Origin of the sequence: Exiguobacterium algae, assembly GCF_018617875.1 — a bacterium.
Lineage (GTDB): Bacteria > Bacillota > Bacilli > Exiguobacteriales > Exiguobacteriaceae > Exiguobacterium > Exiguobacterium algae.
The window spans coordinates 12,301-27,906 of the sequence record NZ_JACSKZ010000004.1; the positions used below are offsets into that span (position 1 = coordinate 12,301).

Sequence of the window (15,606 nt, forward strand, 5' to 3'; positions counted from 1 at the left end):
TTGTATGATAAATAGGATTAGAACCCGTCGTTTTTGCGTTTTCTTATGGAGGTGCTGATGCACATTGGATACAGCGACACACATCGGAATGGGACTCGGATTAAGCGCCATTGCAACGCTCAGCCCTGAGGTGTCGGGCGATGCACAGATGTTTCTAGCCATGACCGCAACTGCTCTCGTCGGCTCTCATGCGCCAGACTTTGATACGATCTTTAAACTAAAAGGAAATAGCACTTATTTACGCCAGCATCGCGGTCGTTCACACGGAATCACCGCGCTTCTTGCTTGGCCGATTATCGTCAGTGCCATCATCGGAGCGGTACTTGGCGTCAGTCCGGCATCCCTTTGGGTAATGGCGCAAATCGCCGTTATCCTGCACGTCACCGTCGACTTATTTAATGCCTATGGAACACAAGCGTTACAACCGTTCTCAAAAAAATGGATTGGTTGGGGTGTCATCGGTACGTTTGATCCTTACTTGTTCTCCGCCTATTACGGTGCATATGCATTATGGATGATAACCGGTGCAACTGTCCCTATTTTTGCATTGCTGATCGCACTTGTCATCAGTTACTATGCAATTCAATTTAAAATGCGTAACCGTGCCCTCGCCACAGTCGCACGACATTTCGCAGGGGCACATGAGTTGTTCATCTCACCTGGGATTGGCTGGGACGATTGGCATGTCGCCGTTCGTTTCCGTGACGGACTCGGTGCCGTCAAAGTGAAAAAAGGCAAAGTCATCGAATGCGGCCGCTTCCGTGACAAACCGATGCCAGGGGAAGAAGACATCCACTTCGTCGAGGCACGGAAAAATGCCGACCTTCAGGCATTTCTTGAGTTTTCAAAGATTCATACGTATACGGTCACCCGCTACAATGGGATGATTGAATACCGCTTTACGAATCTGCGTTACTTCTCGAAGAACATGTATCCTTTCGTTGCTGTCGTCATCGTTGATGAACAATCGAACGAAGTGCTCTCATCCTTTACCGGTTGGGTGTTCAGCGAAGACAGCCTTCAAAAGAAATTGGCTTTCGAACAATAAAAAGTCGCTCACTCCGAGCGGCTTTTTTTATGATCCCATTCCTGAAAAATGAAGCTCAAATTCATACGTCACCTTTTGTCCCACAAGGACACCGCCAGCCTCTAATGCCTGATTCCAAGTGAGCCCATATGCCTCACGATTGATGACTCCACTCCCGACACACAGAACAAGCTGTTGTCCGCCCGTCCCTTTTTTCACCCGTAAAATGGTTACGTCCACCCTCTCTTCACGTGTCTCCCCACGAATCGTTAAATTTCCGACAAGTTGGTATTTTCCATGACCTTTAGAATGAAACGCCTTGGATTCGAATGAGATGTAGGGATATTTATCGACATAGAAAAAATCACTCGAGCGCAGGTGACGATCCCGTTCCTTTCCGTGCGTTTCGATGGACGCCACTTGAATGAGAACGTTGACGTGCGCATCGTTTAAATTATGCGGGTCGCCCTTCGCCTCAATTTTGAATTGCTTAAACTCCCCTCTTACTTTGGACACTCTCATATGCCGCACACTGAATGAGATCTTGCTGCGTGTCAGATCGACGTGATACGTACCTGCCATGAGGACCAACTCCCTCGCTTCCAGTCTGTTTATACTAGATTGTTTACCTGAACGGAATCACTTAAAACCCGAAAGGAATTTGTTACGAATTATTGTCAAAAAATTTTGACTTTTGTCACACCAAACCGTTAGGATAAAAAAGGGAGCTGTTCGTTTACAACAAAATGTAAGCGCATACATAACTCCTCTAACTTGTAAAAAGGGAGGAACGAACATGATTTATGAAGTACCGAACTCAGCAGGAACGAAAGTACATTTTAAGGACCGCTATGAGAATTACATCAACGGAAAATGGACCGCTCCATTTAACGGTCAATACTTTGAGAATACGTCCCCTGTAAACGGTAAAGTATTATGTGAAGTCGCCCGATCCACAAAAGAAGATATCGATCTCGCTTTAGATGCCGCTCATGCCGCAAAAGAGGCATGGGGGAAAACAAGTGTGACAGAACGTTCTGTCATTCTGAATAAAATCGCTGATCGTATGGAAGAAAATTTAGAAATGCTCGCTTATGCCGAAACTTGGGAAAATGGGAAGGCGGTACGGGAAACGCTAAATGCGGACCTTCCTCTTGCCATTGACCACTTCCGGTATTTCGCGGGTGTCATCCGTTCACAGGAAGGTGGAATCAGCGAACTCGACCATGATACAGTCGCTTACCACTTCACTGAACCGCTCGGCGTTGTCGCACAAATCATTCCGTGGAACTTCCCTCTCCTGATGGCGGTATGGAAGTTGGCACCTGCCCTCGCAGCCGGAAACTGTGTCGTCCTAAAGCCGGCGGAACAGACGCCTGCTTCCATTATGGTCCTCATGGAGCTCATTGAAGACCTGCTTCCTGCCGGTGTCGTCAACATCGTCAACGGATTCGGACTCGAGGCCGGAAAACCACTTGCTTCAAGCGACCGTGTCGATAAAGTAGCCTTCACAGGTGAAACAACGACAGGACGTTTAATCATGCAATACGCTTCACAAAACATCATCCCGGTCACTTTAGAGCTTGGAGGAAAATCGCCAAACATCTTCTTCGCCGACATTATGGATGCTGATGATGATTTCTTTGATAAAGCAATCGAAGGACTCGTCATGTTCGCCTTGAACCAAGGCGAAGTTTGTACATGCCCATCCCGCGCCCTCATTCATGAGTCGATTTACGACAAATTCATGGAGCGCGTGATCGAACGAGTGAAAGCCATCAAACTCGGGAATCCGCTCGACTCTGACGTCATGATGGGAGCGCAAGCTTCAAATGAGCAGATGGAGAAAATCCTGTCCTATCTTGAAATCGGAAAGTCAGAAGGAGCGGAATGCTTGATTGGCGGAGAACGTAATATGATGGACGGTGACCTTGCTGATGGTTTCTACATTCAACCAACAATCTTCAAAGGTCATAACAAAATGCGCATCTTCCAGGAAGAAATCTTCGGACCGGTCCTTTCTGTCACGACGTTTAAAGATGATGCGGAAGCACTCGCCATCGCGAATGATACGTTGTATGGTCTTGGCGCAGGCGTCTGGACTCGAGACATGAACCGTGCCTATCGCTTCGGACGTGAAATCCAAGCCGGTCGTGTCTGGATCAACTGTTATCACCAATATCCGGCTCATGCCGCATTTGGTGGTTACAAAATGTCAGGAATCGGGCGTGAAAACCATAAGATGATGCTCAGCCATTATCAACGGACGAAAAACATGCTCGTCAGCTACAGCGAACAAAAGCTCGGGTTCTTCTAAGATGGTGAAACGAGTCGAGGCCACCCCCGCCGCGCTCGATTTGATCGAACGTCTTAAGTCGAAGCACGGTCCACTGCTGTTTCATCAATCAGGAGGATGCTGTGATGGAAGTTCACCCATGTGCTTTCCACGCGACGAGTTCATGGTGGGCGATCACGATGTGCTCCTTGGTGAAATCGGAGACACCCCGTTCTATATCCACGAGAAACAATACGATTATTGGAAACATACGCAACTCATCATCGATGTGGTCGATGGTCGGGGCGGGATGTTCTCTCTTGAAGGCGTGGAAGGAAAACGATTTTTAGGGCGTTCAAGAGTATTCACTGAAGAAGAGCGTGCGGAACTGAATCAAGTCTAAGAATAGGGCCCCGCTCCAATGAGCGAGGCCTTATTTTCATTTACTTTGCATTTTAAACTGCAAATATAACTCATTATAATAAGCGTTCATCCGCTTCCCTAAATTTTCGTATACTTCAAGTTCTTGCGTCACTTCGCGAGACGGATAGAATCGCTCATCTGACGTCACTTCTTCATCTAAAAACTCGAGTGCCGCTTCGTTCGGAGTCGAATAGCCTACATAGTCCGTGTTTCGCGCCGCAATCTCAGCATCTAACATGAAGTCGATGAATTGATGCGCACCATCCACGTTTTGTGCCGTACTTGGAATGACGAGGTTATCAAACCAGAGGTTCGTCCCCTCTTCCGGAATGACATACGTCAGTTCTTCATTTTCGTACATGATTTCCGAAGCATCCCCGGACCAGACAACGGCTGCCGCTGCTTCACGGTTCGCCATGAGCATCTTGATTTCATCTCCAACGATGGCTTTGATATTTGGCCAAAGCGTCGTTAACCTTTCTTCTGCCTCAATCAACTCATCTTTATTCGTCGTATTGAGCGAATAGCCAAGCGAGTTTAAGCCGAAGCCCATCACTTCGCGCGTCCCGTCTGCAAGAAGGATGTCGTTTTCAAGCGGCATCTTCCATAAGTCGTTCCACGATGTGATCTCACCATCGACTAATTCAGGATTATAGACGATCCCGACCGTTCCCCAGAAGTAAGGAACCGAATATTTGTTACCCGGATCGAACGATTTGTCGAGAAAGCGTGGGTCGATATTGTCGAAATTCTCAAGCTTGTCGTAATCGATTGGCAGCAATAAATCCTCTTCAATCATTTTACTGATCGCATAGTCTGACGGGACGGCTACATCGAACGCCGTACCCCCTTGCTCGATTTTCGTGAGCATCGCCTCGTTCGAATCGAATGTTTGGTAGACGACTTTCAACCCACTCTGCTCTTCGAACTCACCAATCAAGTCCTCATCGATATAATCTCCCCAGTTATAGACGACAAGCGTATTGTCGCCACCAAATCCTTGCGCGGCATTCAATTGCTGAATCCAAAGAAGGAGACCGAAGCTGACAATCAACGGGACAGCCAACATGATGATTAATTTTTTCATCGTCTAACCTCCTTTGCTCCTCGTTGCGCCAACACATAATATCCAATGACAAGGATGAGGGTGAAGACGAATAGAATGGCAGACAGTGCATTGATTTCAAGCGAGATTCCTTGACGAGCACGCGAGTAGATTTCTACTGCGAGTGTCGTGAACCCGTTCCCTGTCACGAAGAACGTAACTGCAAAGTCATCTAACGAGTACGTGAGCGCCGTGAAGAATCCGGCGAACACGCCTGGTGTGATATACGGGAGAATGACTTTTGTCAACACATCCCATGTACTGGCCCCTAAATCACGCGACGCATCAATCAGCGTCGGGCTCATCTCTTGAAGTTTCGGCAACACCAAGATGACGACAATCGGAACCGAGAAGGCGATGTGCGACAAGAGAACCGAATAGAAGCCTAACTGAATCCCGAGCATCGTGAAGAGAATCAAGAACGATGCCCCGATGATGACGTCCGGGCTGACAATTAAGACGTTGTTCAATGACAAGAGCGACGTCTTCGTAACCCTTTGTTTCGCCGTATAAATGGCGAGCGCCCCGATGACACCGAGCACAGTTGAAATCGTCGCGGATAGCAGGGCGATGACAATCGTGTTCAAGACGATGACGAGCAGTCGCGTGTCCGTGAAGAGTGACTTATACCATTCAAGCGTGAATCCCTCAAAGTTACTCATCGTTCCGCCACTGTTGAACGAGTAGAAGACCAAATATAAGATTGGCGCGTATAAAATGAAGAACACGGCCGCCAAGTATAAGTTTGATAATTTGAATCGTTTACGTTTCATCGACGGACCGCTCCTTTCGCGCCCCAGTCACGCGTAATGACCATGACGAGCACCATCGCCAAGATCAAGAAGACGGCAATCGTAGATCCCATCCCCCAGTTTTGCGTAACAAGGAATTGTTGTTCAATCGCTGTACCGAGCGTGATGACACGGTTCCCTGCGATCAGGCGTGTGATCATGAAGAGTGACAACGCCGGAATAAAGACAATTTGAATCCCTGACTTGACGCCGTCAAGCGTCAACGGGAAGATGACGCGTCGGAACGTCGTCCAGTTTGATGCACCTAAGTCGCGTGATGCATAGACGAGAGATGGTGGTAATTTTTCAATCGCGTTGTAAATCGGCAAAATCATGAACGGGATGAAAATGTACACCGAGACGAAGACGAAACTGAAGTCCGTGAAGAGAATCTGTTTCGTGCCAATCCCAATCGCTTCTAAAAACTGATTCGTGATGCCGTACGTCCCAAAAATACCAAGGAACGCATATGCTTTTAATAACAGGTTAATCCATGACGGAAGCAAGATGAGCAATAGCCAAAGCTGTTTATGCTTCGTCTTCGTCAACAAGTACGCCGTCGGATACCCGACGAGTAGTGAGAAAAACGTAATCAGGAACGCATACCAAAATGATGATAGCGTCATTGACAAGTACGTTGAAGAGAAGAACATCTGATAGTTTTCTAAGCTCAAGTTCCCATCGATATCAAAAAACGAGTAGTAGACGACGAGAACGAGTGGTGCGACAACGAATAAAGCAATCCAAATCCAATACGTCGTCAAATATACCGTCTTTGCGGTCTGGTTAGTTTGATTCATGAGGGACCTCCTCATAGGATTCGAGACGACGGTCGAACTCTTCTTCCGTCTCCCCTAATCGCATGACATGAATCGCTTCCTCGTCAAACGTCAATCCGATTTTTGATCCGACTGTCGACTTCTTCGTCGAGTGGACGAGCCACTCGTTCCCTTCCTGGTCGTAACAGCAAATTTCATAGTGAACGCCACGGAACAATTGTGAATCGACATCGACAATCAGTTTCGCAGAATCGACTGATGTCATTTCCAAGTCTTCCGGTCGAATGATAACCTCAACTTTTTCATTCCGGTCAAATCCTTGGTCGACACAATCGAACGTTTTACCAGCGAACGTGACGACATTGTCTTCGGGCATGACACCCGGCACGATATTTGATTCTCCAATGAAATCTGCGACGAACCGGTTGATTGGTTCATCATAGATGTCTGTTGGCGTTCCGCTTTGAATGATTTTCCCATGATTCATGACGAAGATCTCGTCTGACATCGCGAGTGCCTCTTCTTGGTCGTGTGTGACGAAGATGAAGGTAATACCAAGGCGTTGCTGCAATTCACGTAGTTCATATTGCATTTCTGTCCGAAGTTTCAAATCCAGGGCAGACAATGGTTCATCAAGGAGGATGACTTCCGGTTCGTTCACGATTGCACGGGCGATGGCGACCCGTTGTCGTTGTCCACCTGACATCTCATCGATTTCACGCGAACCGTATCCTTCTAAGTTGACGAACTTGAGGGCTTGCTCGACTTTCGCTTGAATATCTGCCTCTTTTAACTTTTTGATCCGGAGACCGAACGCCACATTTTCAAATACGTTCAAATGAGGAAACAGCGCATAATCTTGGAACACGGTGTTCACTTGTCGTTTGTTGGCGGGTACGTCGTTGATCCGCTTCCCACTGAAGTGAATATCGCCATCAGTCGCGTCGGTAAATCCGGCGATCAGACGTAAGATTGTCGTCTTTCCGCATCCCGATGGACCGAGAAGTGTATAAAACTTCCCACGCTCAATCTCAAAACTGATATCTTCTAGGACGACGGTGTCGTCGTAACGCTTTGACACGTGGTCAAAACGAATAATTGTCTCTGCATTCATGCTGTTTCCTCCTCTATTGACTTATAAATATGAATGAGTCGCTACGATGAGACATTCACTCTCGCCATCGTGATCGTTGACGAGTTGGTGCGAATCCGAGGCGACATAATACATCGTTTCCCCCGCTTTGGCAAAATACGTGTGATGACCTAACTTCAGAGCCACTTTGCCGGACAAGACATATACCAGTGTCTCTGAACGGGACGGTTCATATTGCTTGAATTCTCCGTTTTTGAAAAAGGTGACGAGAATCGGCTCCATCTCTTTTTCATTCGATTCCGGAATGAGCCATTCCGTTCGATATTTTCGTTCCTCATCCGTATATGTGGTGCGATCATCGACGGTGTATACGACTTTTTGATTCAAGTCTTCATCAAAGAACTCTTTCGGGGAACTTCCAAGGACGTTCAACAAATCAAATAATGTCTCGAGTGAAGGAGAGCTTAAATCCCGTTCAATTTGAGAGATATACCCTTTACTCAAATCCGTGCGCTCCGCCAACTCCTCCTGGGTCAATCCTTTTTTAATCCGGAGTCGCTTAATGTTTTGACCTACTTCCAACGACTGAACGCCTCCTTCTAGTTTAGTGAAACATGATTTCAACTAAAGAAAGTTTATTTATACTATACTTTAAAGAAAACCAATAGCGAACTTTATTATAAACAACTGTATGCGAATTGCAATAAAAAAATCACGTCGCAATGGACATGATTTAGTGTAAATTCCGTTTCGACATCAAGTGCTTAAACTTCTCGTTCTTCGTTCGGAACAAGTGGAGTTGTGCACCATATGCATCGATTTGTTGCATGACATATTGAAACGCTTTTGCCTCTCCAGGATAGGGTTCTCCCGCTTTCGCAAGCGTCGTCTCAAAATCTTCCCATAAAACCTCGACCCATGTGATGGCCTCGATGTCGCTTAATACATCATTTTTTTCTTTCAAAATCTCTGCCAATCGTTCGTATTGCTCAGTACGATTCATTTTTTCACCTCCGACAACTCAGACAGCGGAATCGCACGCTCGGTCATCTCACCTTCGAACATTCCCCAGCCCATCACACCATTGACGAATTTCAACTGGAACGGCCGGTTGTTGTAATTCACGATGTACGTATTCCCTGGTTTAAAGGACTTCGGATCGACCAAGTAACTTTCAGCGATGGCGATGCGACGAAGGACGACCTCAATCTCACTCACCATGCCCATCTGTTCAGCTTTCCGTTTGCGTTCATGCAGTGCCTGAATTTCTTGCTCTAACTCATATTTCGATAAGTCACTTAACCGTTTTTCCATTTCGTTCACCTCGATGTAAGCGTATCAGATTTTATGCGAAAAAGAAAAAGGCGAAATCGAATTCGCCTTTTCCTTAACTGATTGCCTGCTGCTTACTTTGAAGTTCGTGCATGCGTGCGTAGACGCCTCCTTGGTCGATGAGCGTTTGATGATTCCCCCGCTCGATGATTCGACCGTGATCCAGAACGAGAATCTGGTCCGCTTCCCGAATCGTAGAGAGACGGTGGGCGATGACAAACGTCGTTCGACCGTAGGTGAGCGTTTTAAGCGCTTCCTGAATGAGCGCTTCTGTTTCCGAATCGACACTCGCTGTCGCCTCGTCGAGTACGAGAATCGCCGGGTCAAAGACGAGTGCCCGTGCGAAGCTGATCAGCTGACGCTCTCCACTCGAAAGAGATGCACCCCGTTCAATGACAGGCTCATCTAACCCGTTTGGTAATTGTTTGACGAAACGGTCAGCACCGACAGCCGTAACGGCCTTCCAAATCTGTTCATCCGTAATCGACTCATCTCCAAGTGAGATGTTCGAGCGAATCGTTCCCGTGAAGAGGAACGGATCTTGAAGAACGATTCCGAGATGGTCCCGGACTGCCTGAGTTGGCAACGTGGTAACGTTTAACCCGTCGATGCGTAGTTCTCCTGCCGACGGATCATAGAACCGCATGAGCAGGTTCATGATTGAACTCTTTCCACTCCCCGTATGACCAACAAGCGCAATCGTTTCTCCCGGAGCCGCCTTGATCTCGATGTGTTGAAGGACAGGTTTTCCTGCCTCGTAACTGAACGATACATCGTCAAAGACGACTTCTCCTTTAAAGCGTGAAATCCGCTCTGTCGATACGGCTTCACCTTTCTCATCCAACAGTTGGAACATGCGGTCTGCTGAAACAAGTGCTTGTTGGAGCGGCGACAATTGGTTCATGATTTGCGTGACCGGTTCAAAAATACGGGACACGTAGTCAATGTACGCATACAGGATCCCTAGCGTTAAAATGCTTCCCGTGCCTAACGTTTGGGCTCCGACGACCCAAATCAGAAGGGCGAGCGCCATATTACGGAAGAAGTTCACCAGGTTATGCGACATGAGTGCATCCAACTTCAACAGCTTCCGTCGTGTCTCAAAATTATCCGTATTCTTCGTATTGAATTCATCATACACAAGGTCTTCCCGGACATACGATTGAATGATTGGCATGGTCTGAATGCTTTCGTTCAATTGGGCATTCATGTCTGCGACGAGGGCACGTACCCGGAAGTTATTCTTCGTCGCAAATTTTTGGAACAACCGAATCCAAACGATGACAACCGGAATAATGATCAGTGAGACAAGACCGAGACGGACGTCGAGGAAGAACATCGCAATCAGAACCCCAATCATCATGACGATGCTTTGGAACACGCGTGCAAGTACCCCTAAATATAAGTCGCGAATCGTCTCGGTATCGTTTGTGACCCGGCTGACGATTTTCCCGATTGGTGTCTGGTCAAAGTATCGCACCGGAATCGTTTGAAGGTGCTTCATCACATCAAGACGCATCGTCTTCACGATTTTATGTGCAGAACGTTGCAGGAGCATTTGCTGCCCCCAGTTCAATCCTGCTGCCATCAAGAGCAAGACGACATACAGACCTGATAATAATAGGACGGCCCTTAAATCGGTTTGATAAAAGCGGAACACTTCTGATGAAGAGAGGGGAATGATTCCCTCATAAGTTCTTGTCTCATCCCCTCTTACAATGGACAATTGATCCCCTTCTACTTCCCGCACGCCACCGCTGATGACAGCTTCGGGGACGAGAAAGTACCCATCGGTCGTTTGAACGATCGAGACGGGTTTTACAACCTCCTGTCCATCCAACCTTTTTTCTTTTTCATACGAGTCTCCTTTAAATGAGACGCTACCGCCGGACTCGACTTGAACCCAGTCCCGCTCGATGGCAACGATGTGCTCATCGATGATGATCTTGGCGATATATGGTCCGGCGAGTTCTGCGCCGACCGCTAAAAATAGTAAAGTCAATCCGAGGAATATCGATTGTTTCACTTGTTTGGCATACCCAAACAGCGATCGAATCGTTTTTTTCCGACGTACCGGATCTAATTCATATTGATCGATCATGAGAGATTCCCCCTTTCCCGGATTACTCCGACTCTCCTTGTCGAATAAATTGTTCATAGTACCAGCCGCGTCCTGCCATCAACTGGTCATGTGTGCCCCGTTCCGTAACACGTCCGTCTTGGAGGACGAGGATCTGATCGGCATGGGACACCGCGGACAGGCGATGCGCCACGATGAACGTGGTTTGTTCCTCACGACTCGAACGGACCGATTCGATGATTCGAGCTTCTGTTTTCGCATCGACTGCGGAGAGCGAGTCGTCTAACAATAGAATCTCTGGATTTTTAAGGAGTGCCCGTGCAATCGAAAGCCGTTGTTTTTGTCCTCCCGAAAGCATGACCCCTTGTTCACCGACAACGGTATCGAGCCCGTTTTCGAGATGTTCGATATCTGTATCAAATGCGGCGAGATGAATCGCCTGTTGCAATTCGTCTTCCGTCGCGTCACCCGCTCCGAACAGAATGTTCTCCCGCACTGTTTTCGAGAAGAGCAGGTGCTCCTGTGACACGTAACCACTCCAGCCCCGAACCGTTTCCAATTTGATGTCTGAGATCGGGATGCCGTTTACGACGAGAGAATCATCGATTGGATACTCTCTCAACAACTGACGTAGTAACGTCGTCTTCCCTGCCCCAGTCGGTCCGACGATTCCGATGGTCTCACCTCTCGATACATGGAGAACGATTTCTTCTAAAGCAGCCCGATTCGCCCCCGGATAACGGAACGACAAGGACTTGAACGTGATTTTTTCAGGAGTCTCAATATGTGCAGTCCCTGATGAGACGACATCCGGTTGTTCATTCATCGTCGCCTCAATCCGCTCGAGACTTGCTGTTCCGCGTTGAACGACGTTTATTAATTCACCGAATGCGTACATTGGCCAAATGAGCATTCCCAAATAGATGTTGAACGAGACGAGTTGCCCGAGCGTGATGTCATTCGTAAAGACCAGATACGTCCCAAATGACAAGCCGATCAAATAACTGAGTCCGACGAGTAATTTAATGACCGGCTCGAACAACACATCGATTTTAGCGACGTGCATGTTTTTCGCCATCACGTCATCTGTGATGTCATCAAACTTTTTCGTGTCCGCATCTTCCTGAACGAAAGAACGAACGACACGAAGCCCTGAAATCGATTCGACAACCTGGTCATTCATGACTCCGAACGAATCCTGCGCAGCCGTGAAACGCGCATGAATCTGGCGCCCGAGCTTGTTCATCGTCCATGCCAAGATTGGCATCGGCAAAAGCGCTGCCAGTGTCAATTTCCAATCGATGAACACGCCCATGATTGTCAGTGCGATGATTGTCATGTTGAACGAGTCAACGAGCGTGAGTACCCCAAACCCTGCCGTCCGCTCAACCGCTTTCAAATCATTTGTTGCAAGTGCCATCAAGTCACCCGTACGGTGTTGTTGATAAAAACGTGGCGTTTGCTTGAGTAAATGTCCGAAGAATCGTCCCCGTAACTTTTTCTCGAGCAGGAATGCCGTTCCAAACAGTCGTGCAATCCATAAATAGGACATGACGTACGACAGCACCATGATGCCAAGTAGTGAGGCCACGATGATTGTAAGCCGCTCTGTCGTCAAGCTTCCTTCACGAATCGCATCAATCGCTTTTCCGATGATCCACGGCGGTAACATGTCGACGACCCCTGTGATGATCAATAAGACGATGGCGATCAAATACGTTCGCTTCTGTTTCTTTATAAACCAATCTAATTGCTTAATCAGTTTCATGACTGATTTCCCCCTTCCGCCCTTTCCAAGCACGCAAAAAAGCGCACTCCACCTGATTGTGCAACCAATCGGATGAAGCGCGCTTGAAGTCTTCAGTCTTTTGCATGGTCAGGGAAAGGACACTACCCCTATCCAGCTGCCAAAGTCACGCAGTTAAATACGAGTAGCCATATGATGTTGTGTGTGTGTCTAAAACTGCAATGTAGTTCATCATGCTGGCTCCTCTCGTTTCATAGTTTTAAAATCTACTCAAACCTTAGCAGACTGTTCAGAAAATTGTCAACACTATTCTGTAAAAAAATTGTAACTTGATTTAGTTTAAGAAAAACATGCCCAAAATGAGACCAATGACCCCTGTCGCTGTCACGTAATAAATCATCGGCATGAGCGTATATCGAATGATTGTCCCTTCTTTTCCAAGGAGTCCCGCCACAGACGCGACCGCTACGACATTCAATACACAAATCATATTCCCTGCATTTGCCCCTGCCATCTGCATCGATAGCGCAAGTGATTCATTCAAACTGACCGATTCGGCTACATTTGCCGTCAGACTCGAGAACATCATGTTTGAGAACGTGGCCGACCCGGATACGAAAGCACCGAGTGCCCCGATCCATGGTGCCACAAGCGGCCAGACGCCACCAAATGTGTCAGCCGCCGCAGTCGCTAACTCAACCGGCATCGACTCTAGTCCTGCTCCACCGTTTTCCGAATGGATAAAGATCCGAACCATCGGAACAGACGCCGCAAGTGTAATGGCTGTTCCTACAACACCTAATGTCGTTGCTTTAAATACAGATGTGACTTGTGACCAACTCATATTGTGCAAGAAGAACGTCGCAATCATCGTCAAAATGAACATGAATCCCGGTGAATAAAACGGTTCCCACGAAGTCGAGATCCCTTCTACTCCTAAAATGTTAGGAAGACTGATGCGAACGCTGCGTGACAGCTCGTTCAAGAACGGGACGACCCGTGTCAAAATCAAGAAGATCGTCAAAATCAAATAAGGTGCCCATGCTTTCCATTGTGGAAGGTCACGTTTCCCAGATTTGACCGTCGCTTTTTCGACCGGCTGTTCTAATTCGTCCACGTACCCGTCGAATGACCACACGCGCTTCGGCATCAAAATTCCTTTGCGTGCCATCGTCACCAAAATAACTAATCCCGTCAATCCACCAAGCATTCCACCAAACTCAAATCCAAGAATGAGCGTCCAAATATATGCCGGCACACTGTAAGCAAGTGCCGCCACAATCGCAATCGGAAATACCTCTAAAGCCGGTTTGATCGACTTTTCTTTACTAAAGAAGCGTGTCAGCATCAAAATCAAAATAAACGGAATGAATAGACCGACAACCATATCAATCAATACAGTCTGTAACACGACATCTGTTAAGAACTCAATCGCCTCGGGCTGGTTGACGTCGAGTGAGAGGCCGTTCCCGATCCCGATCAACGCCGGTGTCCCAACCGCACCGAACGTAACAGCCGACACGTCAGCCGAGAGGGCGATGACAACCGCTGCAATCGGCGGGAATCCAAGCGCCATCAAGAGCGGTGCCGCCACCGTAGCCGGTGTCCCAAAACCTGACGCCCCTTCGATAAACGATACAAATAACCAGCCGACAATGAGAACCTGGATTCGAGGATCCGGCGTGATGTTGACGAAACCGGAGCGGATGGCGTTCATCCCGCCCCCTTCTTTCATCGTGTTCATCATCCCGATCGCCCCGTACACAATCCAGACCGTCGTCACGGCAATGACAAGACCTTGCAAAGTCGCTGCCATGATTCGAGTCGCATCAAGCTGCCATACAAAGAATGCGAGCAATGCGGTCATGACTAGCGAAAGTGGCATCGCTACCGATGCCGGTAATCGTAAAATAACCAATAAGATGAGCACTGCCACAATCGGCATCAGTGCTGTAATCCATTCTAAAATCGTCAATGTAGACCCACCTTTTCGTGTTTTCCCCTACCGTAAACCGATGTCCCATTACGATTCTTCTTCAAATAGCCGGTTTAACGTACGCTCGATCACATCGTACGGAAACCCTTTGCGTCGAAGCTGCATCTTCATCCGCTGATTTCGTTCGAACGCATCATATCCATTGAATTTTCGACTCAACTTCTCAGCTTGTTTCAGACAGGCCTCCAATTCGACATCCGTGTCCTCTTCTTCCCAAAAAGTTTGAATCGCCTCTGAAATAATATCAAACGAAAATCCTCTTTGCACCAGGGTTTGTTGAATTCTTTGTTGCACTTCTGTGGCAGAACGCCGATTCGTTTCCATTTGCTTCCTTTTCACGAACTTTCCGGCCTTCTCTAACAGTTCTTCATGTGTCAAATCCGATACGACCGATTCAACCACTTCCGGATCAATTTTAAGTTGCTCGAGCTCCCGTTTGATTTTGACCGGACCGCTCGGACTCGTATTAAATTTCGTTTGCACATAGGCCTTCGCAAATTCCGCATCATTCAAATAACGCTGGTCTTGCAGTCTAGCAATTGCCGTTTTGATGGCCGGCTCACTAATCTCCTTCTTCACCAGATAGTCCCGTACCTCTGAAACCGCCCGCATTCGATAGGATAAATAATTGATGGCAAGTTTATAAGCCTTTTGTGCTTCTTCCGCCTCGAGGACGTCTCGTACGAAGTCGTCCTCAAGTTCCATCCCTTTCGTCAATCCATATTTAATAAAGACATCGACGTCGATCGCGAAGGCGAACTCTTCACGTCCCTCACGTTCTATGAATACATTGAGCCGATCTTGATTTTTCTTTTGTGTGGTGAATTTGGCAATCTTCACGGAATCCCCTCCATTTCCTAGAATAAACATATCATGTTCCCCAAACGATTAGGATTTTTGATAAGTTTAAAGAAAGGGTATTCATTTGGATATATTGTGTTATACCCGTTTTAGAACG

General features: G+C 47.5%; 15 protein-coding genes. 3 read left to right on the forward strand and 12 right to left on the reverse strand.

Annotated elements, in window-relative coordinates; genetic code table 11:
* Positions 1-64: 64 nt before the first annotated feature.
* The gene (locus KNP03_RS10180) at positions 65-1,048 is read left to right on the forward strand and encodes a metal-dependent hydrolase (protein WP_214828984.1); all 984 of its coding nucleotides are present in this window, start codon (positions 65-67) and stop codon (positions 1,046-1,048) included.
* A 27-nt stretch (positions 1,049-1,075) separates the two neighbouring features.
* On the opposite strand, the gene KNP03_RS10185 is transcribed toward KNP03_RS10180, so the two are convergent.
* Positions 1,076-1,609 carry a YceI family protein gene (locus tag KNP03_RS10185; protein ID WP_214828986.1) on the reverse strand — a complete coding sequence of 178 codons (534 nt, stop codon included), beginning with the start codon at positions 1,607-1,609 and terminating at the stop codon, positions 1,076-1,078.
* Positions 1,610-1,823: 214 nt separating this feature from the next.
* Here KNP03_RS10185 and adh point away from each other — a divergent pair, with 214 nt between their 5' ends.
* On the forward strand, positions 1,824-3,344 hold the full coding sequence (adh, locus tag KNP03_RS10190; protein WP_214828988.1) for an aldehyde dehydrogenase: 1,521 nt from the start codon (positions 1,824-1,826) through the stop codon (positions 3,342-3,344).
* A gap of 1 nt (position 3,345) precedes the next feature.
* Positions 3,346-3,705 carry a DUF779 domain-containing protein gene (locus tag KNP03_RS10195; RefSeq protein WP_214828990.1) on the forward strand — a complete coding sequence of 120 codons (360 nt, stop codon included), beginning with the start codon at positions 3,346-3,348 and terminating at the stop codon, positions 3,703-3,705.
* A 36-nt stretch (positions 3,706-3,741) separates the two neighbouring features.
* Here KNP03_RS10195 and KNP03_RS10200 read toward each other — a convergent pair whose 3' ends face one another.
* From KNP03_RS10200 to recX, 11 genes are all read right to left on the reverse strand, one after another.
* Entirely contained in the window at positions 3,742-4,812 is a 1,071-nt protein-coding gene (locus KNP03_RS10200; RefSeq protein WP_214828992.1) for an ABC transporter substrate-binding protein, read from the reverse strand.
* The gene (locus KNP03_RS10205) at positions 4,809-5,603 is read right to left on the reverse strand and encodes an ABC transporter permease (RefSeq protein ID WP_214828994.1); all 795 of its coding nucleotides are present in this window, start codon (positions 5,601-5,603) and stop codon (positions 4,809-4,811) included. The genes KNP03_RS10200 and KNP03_RS10205 overlap by 4 nt, the downstream gene beginning before the upstream one ends.
* Complete coding sequence (locus KNP03_RS10210; RefSeq protein ID WP_214747133.1) at positions 5,600-6,421, reverse strand: ABC transporter permease; 822 nt, start codon at positions 6,419-6,421, stop codon at positions 5,600-5,602. Before KNP03_RS10210 ends, KNP03_RS10205 begins: the two co-directional genes overlap by 4 nt.
* Positions 6,408-7,514: an ABC transporter ATP-binding protein gene (locus KNP03_RS10215; protein ID WP_214828996.1), complete on the reverse strand. Its 1,107-nt coding sequence runs from the start codon at positions 7,512-7,514 to the stop codon at positions 6,408-6,410. The genes KNP03_RS10210 and KNP03_RS10215 overlap by 14 nt, the downstream gene beginning before the upstream one ends.
* A gap of 21 nt (positions 7,515-7,535) precedes the next feature.
* On the reverse strand, positions 7,536-8,075 hold the full coding sequence (locus KNP03_RS10220; protein WP_214828998.1) for a helix-turn-helix domain-containing protein: 540 nt from the start codon (positions 8,073-8,075) through the stop codon (positions 7,536-7,538).
* Between the two features lie 151 nt (positions 8,076-8,226).
* Positions 8,227-8,496 carry a YfhJ family protein gene (locus KNP03_RS10225; RefSeq protein WP_214829001.1) on the reverse strand — a complete coding sequence of 90 codons (270 nt, stop codon included), beginning with the start codon at positions 8,494-8,496 and terminating at the stop codon, positions 8,227-8,229.
* On the reverse strand, positions 8,493-8,807 hold the full coding sequence (locus KNP03_RS10230; protein ID WP_214829003.1) for a YfhH family protein: 315 nt from the start codon (positions 8,805-8,807) through the stop codon (positions 8,493-8,495). The genes KNP03_RS10225 and KNP03_RS10230 overlap by 4 nt, the downstream gene beginning before the upstream one ends.
* A gap of 73 nt (positions 8,808-8,880) precedes the next feature.
* Positions 8,881-10,926 carry an ABC transporter ATP-binding protein gene (locus KNP03_RS10235; RefSeq protein ID WP_214829005.1) on the reverse strand — a complete coding sequence of 682 codons (2,046 nt, stop codon included), beginning with the start codon at positions 10,924-10,926 and terminating at the stop codon, positions 8,881-8,883.
* Between the two features lie 22 nt (positions 10,927-10,948).
* On the reverse strand, positions 10,949-12,673 hold the full coding sequence (locus KNP03_RS10240; RefSeq protein WP_214829007.1) for an ABC transporter ATP-binding protein: 1,725 nt from the start codon (positions 12,671-12,673) through the stop codon (positions 10,949-10,951).
* A 313-nt stretch (positions 12,674-12,986) separates the two neighbouring features.
* Positions 12,987-14,627 (reverse strand): L-lactate permease, encoded by a 1,641-nt coding sequence (locus KNP03_RS10245; RefSeq protein ID WP_214829009.1) that lies wholly within the window; start codon positions 14,625-14,627, stop codon positions 12,987-12,989.
* Between the two features lie 48 nt (positions 14,628-14,675).
* Positions 14,676-15,488 carry a recombination regulator RecX gene (gene recX, locus KNP03_RS10250; protein WP_214829011.1) on the reverse strand — a complete coding sequence of 271 codons (813 nt, stop codon included), beginning with the start codon at positions 15,486-15,488 and terminating at the stop codon, positions 14,676-14,678.
* Positions 15,489-15,606 lie beyond the last annotated feature (118 nt).